The organism is Frondihabitans sucicola (assembly GCF_030296615.1).
Classification (GTDB): Bacteria; Actinomycetota; Actinomycetes; order Actinomycetales; family Microbacteriaceae; genus Frondihabitans; species Frondihabitans sucicola.
The window spans coordinates 515,452-532,081 of the sequence record NZ_AP027732.1 but is presented as its reverse complement, the minus strand read 5'-3'; the positions used below and the strand labels follow the sequence as shown (position 1 = coordinate 532,081).

Genomic DNA, 16,630 nt, shown 5'->3' with positions numbered 1-16,630 from the left:
GTAACTCAGGTTGGAGACCGCGGTCACGCCGCGCGCGGCCCGCGCCGCGCCGCGGCCACGCCGCGCGGCGGCTTGCAACCTGAGTTGCCGCCGCAGACCCCGCGACCTCCGCCGGTAGCGTGTCACCATGCGAATCCTGGTGGTCGGCGCAGGCGCCGTCGGCGGCTTCTTCGGTGGTTATCTCGCGGCGGCAGGTCGCGACGTGACGTTCCTCGTTCGGGAGCGCCGCGCCGCCGCCCTCCGCAACGGCCTCACCCTCCACGCGATCGACGGTGATGTCCGCGTCTCCGAGCCGCAGGTCGTCGTCGCCGCCGACATCACCGAGCCCTTCGACCTCGTCCTCCTCTGCGTGAAGTCGTTCGCGCTCGAAGGCACGCTCGACGACATCGCGCCCGCCGTCGGCCCGCAGACGACGATCGTGCCCTTGCTCAACGGCATGCGGCACTTCGATCTCCTGAGCGAGCGGTTCGGCTCGGAGGCCGTGGTCGGCGGCCTCTGCTTCGTCGCGGCGACGCTTGTGGACGGCTCCGTGAAGCAGCTCGGCCCGCTGCAGACGATCGTCGTGGGGGAACTCGCCGGGGGCGATTCCGCCCGGATCACGCGAGTGCACGAAGCCCTGAGTGGCGCCCCGTTCGACGCCCGGCTCAGCGGCGACATCCGGCAGGCCCTCTGGGAGAAGTGGTTCGTGCTGGCGGCCGGCGGCGCCCTGACCACGCTGCTCGGCGGCGACGTCGGCACCATCGAGTCGGTGCCCAACGGCGCTGCGACGGCCCGCGCCATCGTGGCGGAGTGCGCCTCGGTCGCGGCCGCGGCCGGACACGCACCCCGCGAGAAGGCCTACCAGCAGGCCGAGCGGACGCTCACCCAGCCCGGCTCGGATTTCACGACGTCGCTGTTCCGTGATCGGGAGGCGGGCCTCGAGGTCGAGGCCGATCAGATCCTGGGCGACCTCGTTGCGCGGGCCCAGGGGTTCGGTCTGCGCGTTCCGTTGCTCGCCGCCGCCGACGCCGGCCTCGAGATCTACCGCGCTCGCCGTGGCCAGGCCTCCACGTCCCCCGCGCCCACCGGCGCCTAAGCCACGAGGCGGCCGTCCAGACCGGCTCCGAGCAGCCCCGCGCCCACCAGCACCCAAGCCGCGAGGCGGCTGTCCAGACCGGCTCCGGGCAGCCCCGCGCCCACCAGCACCCAAGCCGCGAGCCGCCGCGCCCCAGCCGGTACCTAAGCCGCGACGCGCCCCCGCGCCGCCCCTCGCCCGGCGCGCCTGAGCCGCTTCAAGTAGTAGCGCTGCGGCCACGTCCGCAGGCGCACCGGCAGCCTCGGGTACACGACCTGCACCAGGCGCCAGAGCAGATCCCCGTGGCGCTGGTCGCGCGCCGTCCAGCGCAGGCCGTAGGCGGCGCGGAGTTCGGGCGGCAAAAATCCGGCAGTGATGAAACGGTTGAGGGGCATCAGGAGCCGCACCCACCGAGGAGCCTTCGTCGCCTTCCACAGGGCATCGGCCTGTGCTCGGATCGTGTCGTCCACGGACAGCCGAGCGAGGGCATCCTGCCAGTACCGCGCGAACGCGCCCCGATCCGCGGGCCACGACTGCGGCGGCACCTCGAGCGCGGTCCCCAGGGCGGCGTAGCGCTCGTACAGCGCGTCGGCGCGCGACTCGGGCAGATGCCCGAGGACGCGATCGTGCACCAGGATCGCCGTGTCGTACAGGGTGGCCGCCACCCACAGCTGCAGTTCGGGGTCGCGCGCGTCGTAGGCCGGCACCCCGCCCGACCCACCGCCGTGCACGGGCTCGTGCATCCGCCGGACGTAGCGCTGCGCGAGCGCGCGGTCGTCCGGGGTCCCGGCCATCACGGCGTAGACGTACATCAGGGTGCCGTGGAGTCGCGCCATCGGGTTCTCGGCGAAGCCGCTGTGCCTGGCGACTCCGTGGCCGACCTGGGGGAGGCCAGCTGCAGCAGGATCGCGCGGCCCGCCCCCGCGAGGATCACGGCCTCGGAAGCAGGATCGACGCGGGCTGGCACGATCGCAGAGTACCTCGCCTACTTCGGAGGACCGCGGGTGCCGGTGTAGGCGACGCGTGTCGTTCGCCGGGACGTAGAGTCGACGGGTGACTTCCGACGAGTATCCAGAACGCCGACGCGAATACACCTGGAGCGATCCTGCTCCCATCGCGGACGCGGCGCCGTCGACCTCGGGGATGGAGTTCCTGCAGCGCATGGTCGACGGCGAGATCCCTCAGGCGCCGGTGGCGTCGACGCTGTCGTTCGCCCTCGTCGAGGCGTCGGTCGGGACGGCGACGATCCTGGCGCAGCCTCACGAGTTCGGCTACAACGCCATCGGGACGGTCCACGGGGGCGTCATCGCGACCTGGGCCGACACGGCCATCGGGTACGCGGTGCAGAGCCATCTTCCGGCGGGGTCGAGCATCACCACGCTCGACCTGCAGGTCAGGTACCTGCGGCCGATCCGCGTCGAGACGGGCCCCGTCACCATCACGGCGACGACCGATCACGCGGGGCGCCGCACCGGTACGGCTCGGGCGACCATCTCGGACGCCGACGGCCGGCTGCTCGCGACCGCGACGTCGACGTGCCTCGTCGTTCCGGCCTGAGCTGCCTGCGCGGCCGGTGAGCGCGCGGCCTCCTACGGGCTGATCGCCAGGAAGACGAACGCCGCCAGGATGATCAGGTGGATCATGCCCTGCAGCCGAGTCGAGCGGCCGGGTGCCACGGTGAGGGTGCTGACGAGGAGCGTGACGCCGAGCAGCACGATCTGCACCGACCCGAGGCCGAGGACGAGCGGCCCCTCGAGCCAGATGCTGGCGACGGCGATGGCCGGAATCGTCAGGCCGATGCTGGCGATGGCCGAGCCGTAACCGAGGTTGAGGCTCGTCTGAAGGCGGTTGCCGAGGGCTGCCCGCGAGGCGGCGATGCCTTCGGGCAGCAGCACGATGAAAGCGATGACGACACCGACGAAGGTGCTCGGGATGCCGGCTGCGGCGAGGCCCGACTCGATGTTCGGCTGCACGGTGTGGCCCAGCTGCACGACCGACAGCAGCGAGACGACGAGCAGGATCAGGCTGATCACCGTCGCACGGTTGGTCGGGGGATCGGCGTGGTCGTCGCTGCCGTCGGGATCGTCGAGCTTCGGCTTCGCCTCGTTGATGGGCAGGAAGAAGTCGCGGTGCCGCCCGGTCTGGGTCGACACGAACGCGAGCCAGAGGGCCAGGGCCGCGACCGCGATGAACGCCAGCTGGAACCCGGTGAATCGGCCGCCGGAGGCGCCCGTGGTGAAGCGCGGGAGCACGAGGGTCAGCACGGCGAGCGTCGCGACGACGCTGAGGGCGGCACCTGTTCCTTCGCGGTTGAACCGGGGAGCCCGTGCCGCACGGAGCCGAGCAGCAGCGACAGGCCGACGATTCCGTTGCAGGTGATCATCACGGCCGCGAACGCGGTGTCTCGGGCGAGCGTCTCGACGTTGTGCCCGCCGGCCAGCATCAGCGTGATGATCAGCCCGACCTCGATGATGGTCACGGCGACCGCCAGGACGATCGACCCCAGGGGCTCTCCGACGCGGTGCGCGACGACCTCGGCGTGATGCACGGCCGCGAGGACGGCACCGATCAGGATCGCCCCCACCAGGATCGCGAACCCGGTCGACAGATGCCGATGGTAGGTCGCCACAAGTGCGATGAGTGCGATCACGGGCATCGCGACGGGCGCGAGTGAGCGAATGCGGGTGGCCATGGAACTCCCTCCAGGTCGGATTCAGCCTACTGAAGGTTCGCTGGGAAGCAGCGTCCCGGCCCGCGCCGGTACGTCCTCGCCCCGTCGTCGCCCGACCTCGCTCAGTCTTCCGAGAAGAGGACCACTCTCTCGGCGGTGAGCAGCAGGGACGACACCTCGTCGGCCGAGCGCGCCTCGTAGTCGTTCCACCGCGTGAGGTCGCGGAGGTGCTGCACGCGCGTCATCGGCGGCGGGCACCACTGAACGGGTGCGTCTTCGGGCTCGCGCAGTGCGTGCCACACCGCGTCGAGGACGCGCTGCACGGACTGCTCGTGCGCGGCTGCGGTGCCGCCGGCGGCCCGGATGACCGACCCGACGACGCAGGATCCCACGATCTGGTTGTCGGAGAGCATGATGGCGCGGCCACCGCGCACCAGCCTGGTCCGACCGCTGGCGTCGCGGACGGCGAACCAGGCGCCGCGGATCCAGTTCTCCTCGACGAGTCGTCGCGCCTCACCGAGGATCGTCTGCAGCCGGGCCTGCTCGGTGGCCCACTCCGCCTCGCGGACGAGGAGCGCCTCCTCTTTCTTGCGGCGGTGGCGCGCACGCCAGCCGAACAGCGGGAGTTCTGGGCCCGCAGGGGACGCTGCCACTCGAGGATCGTGGATGCTCATGATGCTCCTTCGCACCGGTGAACGGCCCCGCTCGTGATCACCGCTGCGGCGGGGCGACGCAACAGATCTCAGCATCGCGTGGACACCCTCCGTTGGCAAGAGGTTTCCCTCGAAAAGCCGTGACGGCCGTCGCGCACGGGGCTAGTGTGACGAATGCTCACAGGAGTGGGTTTCGAAGCACGAAGGGTGGCAGGACCATGGCTGGATTCGACGACATCGCAAAGAAAGCTCAGGAGTTCCTGGGCGACGACAAGGTCAAGGACGCGCTCAAGAGCGAGCAGGCCGAGGGCATCAGCGACAAGCTCCTCGACGGCGTCGCAGGTGCGGTCGACAAGGCGACCGGCGGCAAGTTCCACGATCAGATCGACTCGGCGCGCGACGAAGCCGACAAGAAGGTCGGCGACAACTAGTCGTGCGTCGGTAACTCAGGGTGCAAGCCGGCGCCGCCGGCGGTTGCCCCGCGGGTCGGGGCGGCGCGCGGCTTGCACCCTGAGTTACCGACCGTGGCCCGGTCGTCGGCGTGCAGCCGACTGCGGGCAAGACCCCGGACCCCGGGCCCCGGGCCCCGGGCCCCGGGCCCCGGGCCCCGGACCCCGGGCCCCGGGCAGAGGGCGACGCGACCCCGTGCCCGGCCGTAGGCTGATCGGATGAGCAAAGCTGCTGTCGACACCTCCCCGGGCGGCGTCCTCAGCAGGCACTACCTCCTCGCCACGCTCGGCATGGTCGCGCTGATCGGCATCGCCGCGTTCGAGTCCCTGGCGGTCACGACCGTGATGCCGACGGTGAGCCGCCAGCTGAACGGCGAGGCCTTGTACTCCCTCACCTTCGCGGCGCCGCTCGCGACGAGCCTCGTCGGAATGGTGTTCGCCGGCAACTGGGCCGACCGCAGCGGCCCTCGGTCCGTCGTGATCTCGTCGACGCTGATGTTCGCGATCGGGCTCCTGATCGTCGGCACCGCCCCCACCATGACCGTCCTTCTCGTGGGCCGACTGGTGCAGGGGTTCGGCTCCGGCGCGTTGATCGTCGGCCTCTACGTGATGGTGTCAGAGCTGTATCCGGCCCGTCTCCACCCCTCCGTCTTCGCGGGTTTCGCCGCCGCCTGGGTCGTGCCGGGCCTCGTCGGCCCCGTCATCGCCGGCACCGTCACGGAGCGTTTCGGCTGGCACTGGGTCTTCCTCGGTGCGATGGTGGCAGCGGTTCCGGCCTTCGCGATGATCGCTCCGAGCCTTCGCAGGCTGGCGCCGCGCGAGGCAGTCGTGCCGTGGAGCGCCGGCAGGATCCTCTGGTCCGGCGCGGCGGCCGCTGCCGTCGTGGCTCTCAACCTGCTGTCGGAGTTCCCCGTCGCCGTGTCGGTCGCGGTGGTCGTCGCGTCCGTGCTGGTCCTCGCGGTGGCTCTGCGGCCGCTGCTCCCCGCGCGGACGCTCCGAGCCGGTGCCGGGGTGCCGACCCTGGTCCTCCTGCGCGGTTTGGTCGGGGCGGCGTTCCTCGGCGGCGACGTCTACATTCCGTACCTTCTCAGCGCGCACTACGGCTTCTCGCCTGCCGCGTCGGGCATCACGCTCACGGTCGGCTCCGTGAGTTGGGCTCTGGCCAGCTGGCTCGTGGGGCGGCTCGGCGATCGGGTCACCCAGTTGCTCGGTATCCGGATCGGCATCACGCTCGTCGTCGTGGGCGTGGTCTCCGCCGTGGTCACGCCGATCTGGCACGTGCACCCGGCGGTCCTGATCGTCGGTTGGACGCTCACCGGCTTCGGAATGGGCTTCATGTATCCGCGCTTCTCGGTGCTGGTGCTGCGCTGGTCCGGCGACGACGAGCGCGGCTTCAACTCGTCCGCGCTCACCATCGCCGACTCGGCCGGGGCCGCCGTGGTTCTCGCTCTGACCGGCGCAGCGTTCGGTCTGCTCGGTGGGGCGCAGGATCCCGGCGCGTTCGTCGCCTGCTTCGGTGTGGCTCTCGCCGTCGCGGTGCTCGCCCTCGCGGTGAGCGGTCGCGCGATTCCCACGGGGTCGACCGACCGCTGACGAGCGCCGACCGACGAGGGGGCCGACGGAAGCGCAAGGGTTCGGCGCGACCGACGTGGTGATGCCGGCCCGAATTCCGGTATCACCCGTGTTGATGCCGGCCCGAATTCCGGCATCACAACGTCGGCCGCGCCCGGCGGCTTCAATGAAGGTCGGGCGTCCCACCGCCCTCGACTTCTAGCCTCAAGAAAACCAGTCGAGAGCCGGACGCACATCCCCCAACCCGGGTGTCGGCCTTAGGGGGGACAGCCGGGGGACGTCCCCTTCAGGGCCGGCCACCGCGTCGGTGGAGCGATCTCGACGCGGCGCGCGTCAGCCGACGACGCGTCGAATCGCTTGTGCCACTCGCTCCCACCTCGACGGGCCGAGCAGCCCGGCGTGGTAGATCATCACCTCGTCGACCCCCGTCGCTGCCGTCTCGTCGATGAGAGCGCCGATGCCGTCGATCGCTCGGGGCGGCATCGCCGACGTGTAGGCCGAGAGCCTGCCGGTGCGCGTTCTGACCGCCTCGATGTCGGTTCCGAGGATCTCCGCCGAGGGCAGGATGGCGTCCGGCTGATCACCCAGGGCGGCCAACGCCGTGAATGGCCCGGTCGCCCAGTCGTCGGCACTCGCGTGGTACCGCACGCGCGTCACGCCGTTGGCCGCCGCGGCCTGCTCGACGCTCTCTCGCGCGGCACGCGTGGACGCCTGGCGGACGCGCAGGACGCCGGAGGCGGCGTCGCCGAGCAGGCGCGACGGGTTCGGGTCGTGGGCCGCACCCGTTCCGGGCGCCAGGAGCGCGCGAACCCGCGCGGCAAGCCCTGCGGCCTCAAGGCCGCTCCCGGCTTCGTCGTACGCCCGCCGGCAGTGCTCGCAGAAACAGATCGAGAGGAGTTGGCGCTCGACGGTCGTCCAGTCGGCGCCCGAGGTCTTCTCGTGAGTGAAGTTGTGGTCGGCGCCGAGCGGCCCCACCGCCTCGAGGACGACGGTGTCGACGTCGGCGGCGGCAGTGACGTTCGCGACGAGGTCGCGGACGTAGGCCCGGGTCGTGGGCGACGACGGGCAGAGCGCGTAGTCGAAGGTGTCGCCGAACGCGTCCGTGACGCGTGACGAGGGCGGCGCCGCAACCGCGTCGACGTGGCTGAGGACGATCCAGGCCTCCACGCGGAGCCCAGCACCCCTGGCCGCGTCGCGAGCCCGCCCGAACGAGTCGGGCCCGGCCCACTCCGTCGCGTCGCCCGCACTCAGCCCCGACCAGGTCGCGGCGGAGGTGCCGGTGTAGAGGGCGGTCCGGGGTGCCGTGACGAAGCGGCGAGCAGGATCGAAGGGGTCGCCGCTCGAACCGCGTGGTACCCGCCGGCGAGGGCGACGGCCGTCGCACCCGTCGCAGCGATCCGGTCGCCCGCTCCGTCGCTCGCGAGATCCCACGGGTAGACGCAGAAGTTCGCTTCGACCATGCCTCGACTCTACGGCGCACCTCTTGCCTCGCGCATTGTCATCTGGCAGGGTTTGAGAATATTAACTATCGCATTCTGAACAATGAAGATTACATGAGTGTTTTTTTCGGATTTGGTCTGGCCGCGAGTCGAATGAGCATCGCGGCGGTCACCGCTGTGGTGGCGAGTCTTGTTGTCGGCGCCCCGGCGACCGCCGCAGAATCACCGAGTGCGGGGGCGATCACGGTTGAACGCAAGGAGGTACTTCGCTCGAACATGGGCGAGGCTGGTATCTCCTCGTCCGTAGCGGATCACCTCATGACCAAAATCGAGGCAGGAGAAGAACTCGACTCGCAGAAGGCGTCCGCCGTGCCGATCAGCCAGGTCGAGGAGACATCAGCAGGCGAGCTGACACGTACCGTCGAAAGATTCGCTGACGGATCGACGCGGTCGACGGAGCTCGTTCCTCTGAACGACGGGCACTCGCCGACGATCGATGATGTGTCGACCTACGCGACAGTACGGTGCAACCTCGTCCACTGCACTCTCTACATGACTCGTGCGCAGACGAAGCAGATGGCGACGGGCCCCGCGACCGCAGCCGCTGTGATCGCCGCTGCTTGTGGGCCCGCGGCTTGGGCGTGCGCGATTGCGACCGGCATTCTCGTGGACCAGTCGAAGAAGGCCAAGAGTCAGAACAAGTGCCTCGGTCTCCGAAAGTTTGTCGGCCCCAGCCTGGTGTCGTGGCCGGTGATCGAATCGTGTCTCGCTTAGAGACGCAGCCTTCCGGCGAAGAGAATCGTCAGCCTCTGGTGCCCGGAACGCGAGCTGGGCTGCTCCTCGCCTGTGGGGCGTTGTCGTGTACTGCGGTGCTGTCGACCACCGAGTGGGGGCGCGAGACCATCGGCCCCTTCTTTGGAGTGGGGTGGGTCATCACGGTGCTCCTCGTCGGAGTCGTTCCCCGGTCGATCCGACCAGGACACCACTGGATCCGTGACCGTGTGGAGCCCCGAACGGCGTCCGCGGTCTACTGGTTCGCCCTCGCAGCCGCCTTGGTGGGCATCGCTTCGGGGGCTGGCGAGAACACGAGTGGTTGATGATCGCCTCCGGTGTGGTCGTGGCTGCGGTCACGCTGGCCGTGGCGTTCCTTCCCTCCCGCAGTCCCTAGCCGCCGGGCGCGGTCGCCGGCGCCGATCGCCCCGGCGCTTCCGGGCCGGCGCGCGACGCGCCGACGCCCCCAGCCGCCCCGCGCACCACCACCCCGCGCACCGCACCCCGCGCACCACCGCCCCGCGTCAGACCAGCGCACCGCCCTCCGCGACGACGCGCCCGCGGTGGATCACGATGCGGTCGAGGTCGCGGTCCATCACGGCCGCGGTGGGGGTGTCGCCGCGCACCACGACGAGGTCGGCCGGGTCGCCGACGTCGGTTCCGCGCCGCGTCTCGAGGGTGTCGAGTCGCGGCAGGGCGGCGTCGATGACGGAGGCGCCGCCCCAGGTGGCGACGGCGAGGGCGTGCTCGATGAGGTGGTCGTCGGAGAAGCCCTGCGTGTAGGCGAGCAGATAGGCCCGCTCGAGCATGTCGCCGTTGCCCCACGGACCCCAGTAGTCGCGCTGGCCGTCCATGCCGAGGCCGACGCGCACCCCGGCGTTCGTCAGGTCGACGAGCGGGATCGGAGCACCCTTCGGTGCGACGTTCGTCACCGAGACGTCGAGTTCGGCCAGCGTGTCGATGGCCGAGGCGATGTCGGCGGCTCTCGCAGATCCTGCACCGCCCGCGGCGAGTGACATCGCGTGCGAGATGGTCACGCGTCCCTGCATTCCGAGTGCGCGCACCCGCCGCGTGATGAGGTCGAGCGAGAACAGCCCGAGGCTGCCTCCTCGTGCAGGTGGATGTCGATACCGACCTGGTGCTTCTCGGCCAGTGCGAAGACGGCGTCGAGGTGCCTGACCGGGTCGCGGTCGATCTCGCAGGGGTCGATTCCGCCGATGAGGTCGCCGCCGAGCGAGAGCGCCTCGTCGAGCAGGTCGACGACACCCTCCTCGAAGAAGATCCCGACCTGCGGGAACACCACGATCTCGACGTCGGCGCGCTCGCGGTGGGCCTCGCGGGCGGCGAGCACCCCTCGAACTTCTCGAGGCCCGAGTCGGCGTCGACCTGCGCGTGGCTCCTGGCGCGGGTGACGCCCTTCTCGATCATCGTGCCGAGTGTCGACGTGGCCCGCTCGGACACGCTCGCCTCTGCCGTCCGCCAGTACGCCCGGTCGTTCATGATGTGCTCCCACCTCGAGGACCCACCGGTGTGCGGGCGGAACGGCAGCCCCAGCCGCGTGGAGTCGAGGTGCAGGTGCACGTCCGAGAACGAGGGCAGCAGGATCCCGCCCCGCCCGTCCACGACCGCCGCCTCCGCGGCCTCGAGCCCACCCGCCTCCGCGGTCTGCACGATGCCCGTCTCGTCGACGAGGAGGTCGCTCGGAGGGCCGCCCCAGGGACGGACGTTGCGGAGGAGGGTGAGCTGAGACATGGAGCGGCCTTTCGAGATCGTGGAGGGGGTTGGTCGAGCGAGATCAGCGCGTGTGGATGTCGCTGACGACGAACTCGCCGTCGACGCGCGGCGTCCAGCTGAGGGTCGAGTTCACCGCGTAGTCGGCCTTCGGCGTGAAGAGCGGCAGGATGTCGGCGTCGTCGGCGTTGGTGCGGGCGATCTTCTCGAAGTCGGCCAGGCGGTCGGCTCCGGCGACGGTCCGCTGATCTTTGACCAGGGCGGCGAGGGCGGGCGACTTGGCGTAGTCGTTCTGCCCGCCGCCGAACAGGTTGCTGGCGGGCATGTCGCCGTCCATCGTCGACGGGGCCCAGGTGTTGAGGTAGAGCCCTGCCATGTTGACGGTGCCGTAGATCTTGGCGGACAGGCTCGCCTGGTCCATGCCGACGAGGTCGACGTCGATGCCGACCGCCTTGAGGTAGCCGCCGATCGCCTGCGCGATCTCCGAGCTCAGCGGGATCCTGCCGCTCGTCGCGTACTCGAGCGGGATCGACTGCCCGCTGTAGCCGGCTTCCGCGAGCAGCTTCTTGGCTTTGCTGGGGCTGTAGCCGGTGCCGTCGAAGCCCTTGACGAAGCCTGCCACGCCGGGGGCGACGATCTGATCGTTGGCGACCGCGCGGCCGTCCAGCACCACCTTGGCGAGCGCCTTCTTGTCGATGGCGAGGGAGATGGCGCGGCGGATCCTGCTGTCTTTCAGCACGCCCTTGGTCTGATTGACGCCGAGGAAGGTCACCCGTTCGCGGCGCGCGAGGCGACGTCCACTGCGCTGTTGCCGGCGAGGGTGTCGACCTGGTTGGGAGAGATGAGGGCCAGGTCGAGGCTGCCGGAGGAGACGCCGTTGAGGCGCGCGTCCTCGTCGGCGACGGTCTGGAAGGTCACCTTGGCGATCTGCGGCTTGGTGCCCCAGTAGTGCGGGTTCCGCTTCATGACGTAGTCGACGCCGCGGTTCCAGCTGACGAACTCGTACGGGCCGGAGCCGACCGGCGCCTTGGCGAAACCGGCCGAGCCGAGCTTCTGGTACACCTTCTGCGGCACGATCGAGATGGCCGTGGTGATCGACGGCCACGGCGAGTACGAGGCGTTGAGGGTGAACTCGACGGTGTCCGGGCCGGTGGCCGCCACCGACTTGAGTGCGCCCATGTAGGCGAGGTTGTCGGAGTCCGGCGTCTTCAGGATGGTGTCGTACGTGAAGGCCACGTCGGCCGCGGTGAGGTCGCTCCCGTCGGTGAACTTCACGCCCTTGCGGATCGTGAACGTCCAGGTGGTGAAGTCGGCGCTGTGCGTCCACTTCGTGGCGAGCGAGGGCTTCACGGCGCCGGAGGCGGTGAGCTTCGTGAGCTGGTCGAACTCGTTGTAGTAGTAGTTGTAGCCCGCGAGCGAGCCGTCGACGATCGGGTCGGGGGCCTTCTCGGGCTCGGTGACCTGACCGATGGTGATCGCGCGCGAAGCCGACCCCTTCGGCGAGCCGGACGAGCCGGACGAGCCGGCGCAGCCGGTGAGGACGAGTGCCGAGGCGGCGATCAGCGAGGCGGCTGCTGCCGCTTTCAGGCGGAACCGGGACATGGTCGAGTCAACTTTCCTGGAGCTGGGTGGGGGCGTCGGCGCGTCGACGGGGGTCGGCGACCGGGATCGATGCGAGAAGCGAACGGGTGTAGGGGTGCTCGGGGGCGTCGAAGACCTGGTCCTTCGACCCGACCTCGACGAGCTTCCCCTTCTGCATGACCGCGACGCGGTCGGAGAGGTAGCGCACGACGGAGAGGTCGTGGGCGATGAACAGGTACGACAGGGAGTGCTTCTCCTGGAGGTCCTTCAGCAGGTTGATGACCTGCGCCTGGACCGAGACGTCGAGTGCCGAGACGGGTTCGTCGAGCACGAGGACGTCGGGGTGGAGGGCCAGCGCTCGGGCGATCCCGATGCGCTGACGCTGCCCGCCGGAGAACTGCGCGGGACGCTTGGCGAGGGCGTCGGCCCCGAGGCCGACGTCGTCGAGGAGGGACGCCACGGTGCCGCGCGAGTAGCGGCCGGCGATGCGGAGCGGCTCGGCGACGATGTCGTGCGCCGTCAGCCGGGGGTTGAGGGACGAGTACGGGTCTTGGAAGACGAGCTGGACCCGGTTCTGGATCGCTCGACGTCGGCGGGAGGACAGGCCGGCGAGCCGGTGGCCGAGCACCTCGATCGACCCCGACACCGGCGTGTTCAGCCCGAAGATGGTGCGCACGAGCGTCGACTTGCCACAGCCGGACTCGCCCACCAGACCCAGGGTCTCGCCCCGCCGCAGCGCGAAGGAGACCCCGTCGACGGCGCGGATCGTGCGCCGGGCTCCGCGGGAGCCGCGGGTGCTGAAGTGGACCTGCAGATCGTCGACGGCGAGGACGGTCTCGGCGGGCGAGTCGTTCATGCGGTCACCTCAGCCGCGAAGTCCGCCGTGGCGTCGGCGAAATGGCAGGCCGACGACTGCGAAGAGCCGGACGGGGCGAGGGCGGGTCGGGTCGTGAGGCAGAGCTCCGATTTGGCCGGCAGTTCGCAGCGCGAGGCGAACGGGCAGCCGGTGCCTCGTGACGCCGGCGACGGCGGCTGCCCCGGGATCGCGTAGACGCGGTCGCCGGTGTGCTCGCTGGAGAGCAGGCTGGCCAGCAGTCCGGCCGTGTACGGGTGGGTCGGGTGCTCGAAGATGTCCCAGACGCTGCCGGTCTCGACGACGCGGCCCGCGTACATGATGCAGATCCGATCGGCGGTCTCGGCCACCAGGCCGAGGTCGTGGGTGATCAGGATCATCGCCGCCTCGGTCCGCTCGCGAGCATCGGCGAGCACCCGCATGATCTGGGCCTGGATCGTGACGTCCAGGGCCGTCGTCGGTTCGTCCGCGACGAGCACCGACGGGCCGTTCGCCATCGCCATCGCGATGACGGCGCGCTGCCGCATGCCGCCCGACCACTCGTGGGGGTACGACCTGGCCCGCTCGGCCGGCTCCGGGACCCCGACGTCGGCCAGCAGCGTCTCGACCCGGGAGGCGACGGCCCGGCGGCCCAGGCCCGGGGTGTGAGCGGTGACGGCCCGCGCGATCTGGCTGCCCACCCGCTTGACGGGGTTGAGAGCGGTCATCGGATCCTGGAACACCATGGCGAGCTCGGCTCCGCGCAGGGCGCTCCACTCGCGCGGGGTGAGGTCGAGGAGATCACGGCCGCGGTACACGACGGAACCGCCGAGGATCTCCAACCCGTCCGGCAGGAGTCCGAGCACGGCCAGCATCGTGACGCTCTTGCCCGAGCCCGATTCGCCGACGAGGCAGAGGACCTCGCGTTCGTGCAGCGTGAACCCGACGCGGTCGACCAGGGTGACGACGGCGCCGTCCTCGGTGCGGTAGCCCACCGAGAGGTCGGTGACCTCGAGCAGGACGGGGCGGTCGCTCATCGTCGCGCTCCCTTCTTCTGTGTGGTGCGCGGACTCCGTTTCCGCGACGGCGTGCTCTCGGAAGTGAAGCGCTGGCTGACGAGGTGCAGCCCCGCGACGACCAGGAAGATCACGATCCCGGGCAGGATCGAGAGGTACGGCGCCTGCCGCACGTATTTCTGTCCCTCGCTGATGAGCAGCCCCCAGCTGGGCATCGGCGCCTGGACGCCGAGCCCCAGGAAGTCGAACGACGAGGTCAGCAGGATCACGGCGCCGATGTCGCTCACCGCGAGGATCAGCATCTGCACGGAGACGTTGGGCACGATGTGGCGCCGGACCGTCCAGAATCCGCTGGCGCCCTGGATCCTGGGGGCCAGGACGAAGTCCCGCTCGCGGAGGCCGAGGCTCACGCTTCGGGCGACGCGGGCGTAGCCGACCCAGTAGGTGGCGGCCAGGACGCCGATCATCAGCCAGACGCTCGGCCCGACGGCGGCCGCCAGCGCGATCAGCACCAGGATCACCGGCATGGCGAGTTGGACGTCGGCCAGCCCCATCAGCAGGTTGTCGATCTTGCCGCCGAGGTACCCCGAGACGATGCCGATGCTCATGCCGAGCAGGCTGTTGACCACCACGATCGCCACCACGATTCCGAGGGTCACCCGGCCGGCTAGGGCCAGCCGCGAGGCCTCGTCGCGGCCGAGCGAGTCGGTGCCGAGCAGGTGGTGCGCGTCGACGCCCGGGGCGGTCAGCGCCAGGGAGAGGTGCTGCGTGTAGGGGTCGAAGGCGGGCAGCAGGGGGTAGCCGAACGAGAACAGGACGACGGCGACGAGCATCACCGCGCCGATGATCTGAAGGGCGGGGATCCGCGGCATCCTGCGCGCTCTCGGGATCGCCGTGCCCGCGGCGGTCGGGGCGAGGTCGGGGATCTGGTCGATGGCGGTCATCGGAGCCTCACTCTCGGGTCGATCAGGGCGTAGCAGAGGTCGACGGCGAAGTTCGCGACGATGAAGAGGCCGGCGACGACGATCAGTCCCGATTGCACGACGGGGAAGTCGCGCGAGTAGACGGCGCTCAGCATGAGCTGGCCCATTCCGGGCCAGGCGAAGACGTTCTCGACGATGACGAGCCCGCCGAGGAAACCGCCGAGACTGATCCCGGCCACGGTCATGACGGGCAGGAAGGCGTTGGGCAGGAGCTCGCCCAGCACGACGCGGAACCTGCTGTCACCGCGGGCGTAGGCGGTTCGGGCGTAGTCCATCGACGACTGCTCGGTCAGCGAGTTGTCGATCAGCCGCATGTAGAGGATGAACTGTCCGGTCGCGATGGTGAGCGCGGGCATGATCACCGAGGTGATCCCGCGGTTGCCGAGCGAGGGCAGGATCCCGAGGGTCACCGAGAAGATCAGCACCAGCAGCAGGCCGAAGAAGAAGTCGGGGATCGCCTGGCGGACGGCGCCGATGCCCAGGGCTGTCGTGCGGAGCCCGCGGGAGCCGGTGAGCTGGATGACCAGCCCGGCGACCATCGCGAGCAGGATGCCCGCCGTGAGACCGACGGCGCCCAGGAGCAGTGAGGCCGGGAGGCGTTCGAGGACGAGGGACATCGACGAGACGCCGACCTGTCGGTACGACTGGCCGAAGTCGCCGTGGAGCAGACCGCCGAGGTAGTCGACGTACTGCAGCCAGAGCGGTTTGTCGAAGCCGAGGCGGTGGTTGAGAGCGACGATCTGCGACTTCGGGGCGTTCTCCGTGAGGAGCAGCGCGGCGGGACTCCCGCTGAGTCGACCGAACGCGAAGGCCACGGTCACAACGGCGAAGATCGTCGCGAGAGCCTGCACGAGGCGGCGGGAAAGGTAGCGGGTCATGGTCACCTCCTGGCTGTCGTGGGTGGGGTTGATGATGTTCTTGGATACAAGAATGCACCGGTCGATGTTTCAGCCGTGTCTCACCGTGTTTCGGTCTCGTTACATGTGGGCTCCTACTGCCCGCAAATACAAGTATCCGTGGTGAATCGTGAACTTCCGAGGTGAGGAGGCCGGTGGACTTTGGAGTAATTCTGGATACAGAATGACCCAGGAGGAAAAATGCCGACTCGTATCCTGAGCTCCGACGACTGCGAACGCCTCGTCGATCCCGACTCGCTCGTGACTGCGCTGGAGACCGCGCACGCCCAGCTCGCGATAGGCGGAGCCGTGCAGCCCGTTCCGCAGAAGCTCCGGGTGCCCGGCGACGAGTCCCCCGACGGGCCCACCGTGGTGCCGATGAGCGCGTTCGCGCCCTACCTCGACCTCGTCGCGGTCAAGGTGCTGATCGACGCTCCTCGCAACCGGTCCGTCGGATTGCCGGCGCAGCGCTCGACGATCTCGCTGTACTCCGCGACGACCGGCGAGTGCCTGGCCCTCGTCGACGGTCGCGCCCTCACGCGAATCCGTACGGCCGCCGCGACCGCCCTCGCCTCGCGCACTCTGGCTCGCGCCGACTCGTCGGTGCTCGGCATCGTCGGCGCCGGGCCGCTGGCGCGCGAGCACATCGGCTTCCTGCGACGGGTGCTTCCGATCCAGGAGGTCCGGATCTGGTCGCCGTCCGGCACGTCCGCCGCAGTGCTCGCTGCCGAGGTCGCCGGCGACGGGGTGCGCGCGGTCGCCGTCGAGCACCCGGAGAGCGTCTTCGCCGGCGCGGACGTCGTGTGCACCCTGACTCCGTCGCGCGACCCGCTCGTCGACCCGTCCTGGATCCTGCCCGGTCTTCACCTCAATGCGGTCGGCTCGCCGCCCCGGCCCGGCTACCGCGAGATCCCGGGCTCCGTCGTCGCTCTCGCGGACGTCGTCGCGGTCGACGCGCGGCAGGTGGCCCTGGCCGAGTCCG

The 16,630-nt window shown here is 70.1% G+C and carries 19 protein-coding genes and 2 pseudogenes; 7 read left to right on the top strand and 14 right to left on the bottom strand.

The annotated features are described in order from the left end of the window. Nucleotides 1–127: 127 nt before the first annotated feature. Nucleotides 128–1,075 carry a 2-dehydropantoate 2-reductase gene (locus tag QUE79_RS02780; protein WP_286345328.1) on the top strand — a complete coding sequence of 316 codons (948 nt, stop codon included), beginning with the start codon at nt 128–130 and terminating at the stop codon, nt 1,073–1,075. 143 nt (nt 1,076–1,218) lie between these two features. Here the strand turns inward: QUE79_RS02780 and QUE79_RS02775 are convergent, their stop codons facing one another. Both QUE79_RS02775 and QUE79_RS02770 read right to left on the bottom strand, forming a co-directional pair. Further along, nucleotides 1,219–1,890, bottom strand: a complete 672-nt coding sequence (locus tag QUE79_RS02775; protein WP_286345327.1) for an oxygenase MpaB family protein — start codon at nt 1,888–1,890, stop codon at nt 1,219–1,221. Continuing rightward, nucleotides 1,866–2,021 carry a hypothetical protein gene (locus QUE79_RS02770; protein ID WP_286345326.1) on the bottom strand — a complete coding sequence of 52 codons (156 nt, stop codon included), beginning with the start codon at nt 2,019–2,021 and terminating at the stop codon, nt 1,866–1,868. The genes QUE79_RS02775 and QUE79_RS02770 overlap by 25 nt, the downstream gene beginning before the upstream one ends. 86 nt (nt 2,022–2,107) lie before the next feature. Here QUE79_RS02770 and QUE79_RS02765 point away from each other — a divergent pair, with 86 nt between their 5' ends. Further along, nucleotides 2,108–2,611, top strand: coding sequence for a PaaI family thioesterase (locus tag QUE79_RS02765; protein WP_286345325.1), 504 nt, complete (start codon nt 2,108–2,110; stop codon nt 2,609–2,611). A 32-nt stretch (nt 2,612–2,643) separates the two neighbouring features. On the opposite strand, the gene QUE79_RS25120 is transcribed toward QUE79_RS02765, so the two are convergent. From QUE79_RS25120 to QUE79_RS02755, 3 genes are all read right to left on the bottom strand, one after another. Then, nucleotides 2,644–3,318, bottom strand: coding sequence for a calcium:cation antiporter (locus tag QUE79_RS25120; RefSeq protein WP_350271622.1), 675 nt, complete (start codon nt 3,316–3,318; stop codon nt 2,644–2,646). Next, the gene (locus QUE79_RS25115) at nt 3,312–3,746 is read right to left on the bottom strand and encodes a calcium:cation antiporter family protein (RefSeq protein WP_350271621.1); all 435 of its coding nucleotides are present in this window, start codon (nt 3,744–3,746) and stop codon (nt 3,312–3,314) included. The genes QUE79_RS25120 and QUE79_RS25115 overlap by 7 nt, the downstream gene beginning before the upstream one ends. A 101-nt stretch (nt 3,747–3,847) precedes the next feature. Continuing rightward, nucleotides 3,848–4,399, bottom strand: coding sequence for a DUF6197 family protein (locus QUE79_RS02755; protein WP_286345324.1), 552 nt, complete (start codon nt 4,397–4,399; stop codon nt 3,848–3,850). Between the two features lie 197 nt (nt 4,400–4,596). Between QUE79_RS02755 and QUE79_RS02750 the strand changes: the two genes are divergently transcribed. Together QUE79_RS02750 and QUE79_RS02745 are read left to right on the top strand one after the other, a co-directional pair. Beyond that, on the top strand, nt 4,597–4,809 hold the full coding sequence (locus tag QUE79_RS02750; protein WP_286345323.1) for an antitoxin: 213 nt from the start codon (nt 4,597–4,599) through the stop codon (nt 4,807–4,809). Nucleotides 4,810–5,046: 237 nt separating this feature from the next. Next, nucleotides 5,047–6,420: an MFS transporter gene (locus tag QUE79_RS02745; protein ID WP_286345322.1), complete on the top strand. Its 1,374-nt coding sequence runs from the start codon at nt 5,047–5,049 to the stop codon at nt 6,418–6,420. Between the two features lie 312 nt (nt 6,421–6,732). Here QUE79_RS02745 and QUE79_RS02740 read toward each other — a convergent pair whose 3' ends face one another. Both QUE79_RS02740 and QUE79_RS02735 read right to left on the bottom strand, forming a co-directional pair. Beyond that, complete coding sequence (locus QUE79_RS02740) at nt 6,733–7,566, bottom strand: hypothetical protein (protein WP_286345321.1); 834 nt, start codon at nt 7,564–7,566, stop codon at nt 6,733–6,735. Nucleotides 7,567–7,646: 80 nt separating this feature from the next. Then, nucleotides 7,647–7,859 carry a hypothetical protein gene (locus tag QUE79_RS02735; RefSeq protein WP_286345320.1) on the bottom strand — a complete coding sequence of 71 codons (213 nt, stop codon included), beginning with the start codon at nt 7,857–7,859 and terminating at the stop codon, nt 7,647–7,649. A gap of 93 nt (nt 7,860–7,952) precedes the next feature. Here QUE79_RS02735 and QUE79_RS02730 point away from each other — a divergent pair, with 93 nt between their 5' ends. Beyond that, nucleotides 7,953–8,612 carry a hypothetical protein gene (locus tag QUE79_RS02730; RefSeq protein ID WP_286345319.1) on the top strand — a complete coding sequence of 220 codons (660 nt, stop codon included), beginning with the start codon at nt 7,953–7,955 and terminating at the stop codon, nt 8,610–8,612. A 95-nt stretch (nt 8,613–8,707) separates the two neighbouring features. After that, nucleotides 8,708–8,935, top strand: coding sequence for a hypothetical protein (locus QUE79_RS02725; RefSeq protein ID WP_286345318.1), 228 nt, complete (start codon nt 8,708–8,710; stop codon nt 8,933–8,935). A gap of 198 nt (nt 8,936–9,133) precedes the next feature. Here the strand turns inward: QUE79_RS02725 and QUE79_RS25110 are convergent, their stop codons facing one another. The 7 genes and pseudogenes from QUE79_RS25110 to QUE79_RS02695 form a co-directional block, all read right to left on the bottom strand. Continuing rightward, the gene (locus QUE79_RS25110) at nt 9,134–9,646 is read right to left on the bottom strand and encodes an amidohydrolase family protein (RefSeq protein WP_350271620.1); all 513 of its coding nucleotides are present in this window, start codon (nt 9,644–9,646) and stop codon (nt 9,134–9,136) included. Continuing rightward, on the bottom strand, nt 9,643–9,960 hold the full coding sequence (locus QUE79_RS25105) for an amidohydrolase family protein (RefSeq protein WP_350271619.1): 318 nt from the start codon (nt 9,958–9,960) through the stop codon (nt 9,643–9,645). The genes QUE79_RS25110 and QUE79_RS25105 overlap by 4 nt, the downstream gene beginning before the upstream one ends. Nucleotides 9,961–10,404: 444 nt before the next feature. Beyond that, a pseudogene (locus QUE79_RS02715) lies at nt 10,405–11,942 on the bottom strand (ABC transporter substrate-binding protein). 7 nt (nt 11,943–11,949) lie between these two features. Further along, nucleotides 11,950–12,777 carry an ATP-binding cassette domain-containing protein gene (locus QUE79_RS02710; RefSeq protein ID WP_286345317.1) on the bottom strand — a complete coding sequence of 276 codons (828 nt, stop codon included), beginning with the start codon at nt 12,775–12,777 and terminating at the stop codon, nt 11,950–11,952. Then, nucleotides 12,774–13,790 (bottom strand): ABC transporter ATP-binding protein, encoded by a 1,017-nt coding sequence (locus tag QUE79_RS02705; protein WP_286345316.1) that lies wholly within the window; start codon nt 13,788–13,790, stop codon nt 12,774–12,776. Before QUE79_RS02705 ends, QUE79_RS02710 begins: the two co-directional genes overlap by 4 nt. Next, entirely contained in the window at nt 13,787–14,713 is a 927-nt protein-coding gene (locus tag QUE79_RS02700) for an ABC transporter permease (protein WP_286345315.1), read from the bottom strand. Before QUE79_RS02700 ends, QUE79_RS02705 begins: the two co-directional genes overlap by 4 nt. Further along, nucleotides 14,710–15,630 carry an ABC transporter permease gene (locus QUE79_RS02695; RefSeq protein ID WP_286345314.1) on the bottom strand — a complete coding sequence of 307 codons (921 nt, stop codon included), beginning with the start codon at nt 15,628–15,630 and terminating at the stop codon, nt 14,710–14,712. Before QUE79_RS02695 ends, QUE79_RS02700 begins: the two co-directional genes overlap by 4 nt. Nucleotides 15,631–15,849: 219 nt before the next feature. On the opposite strand from QUE79_RS02695, the pseudogene QUE79_RS25100 reads away from it, so the two are divergent. After that, nucleotides 15,850–16,596, top strand: a pseudogene (locus QUE79_RS25100) (ornithine cyclodeaminase family protein); the annotation flags it as partial. Between the last annotated feature and the right edge of the window lie 34 nt (nt 16,597–16,630).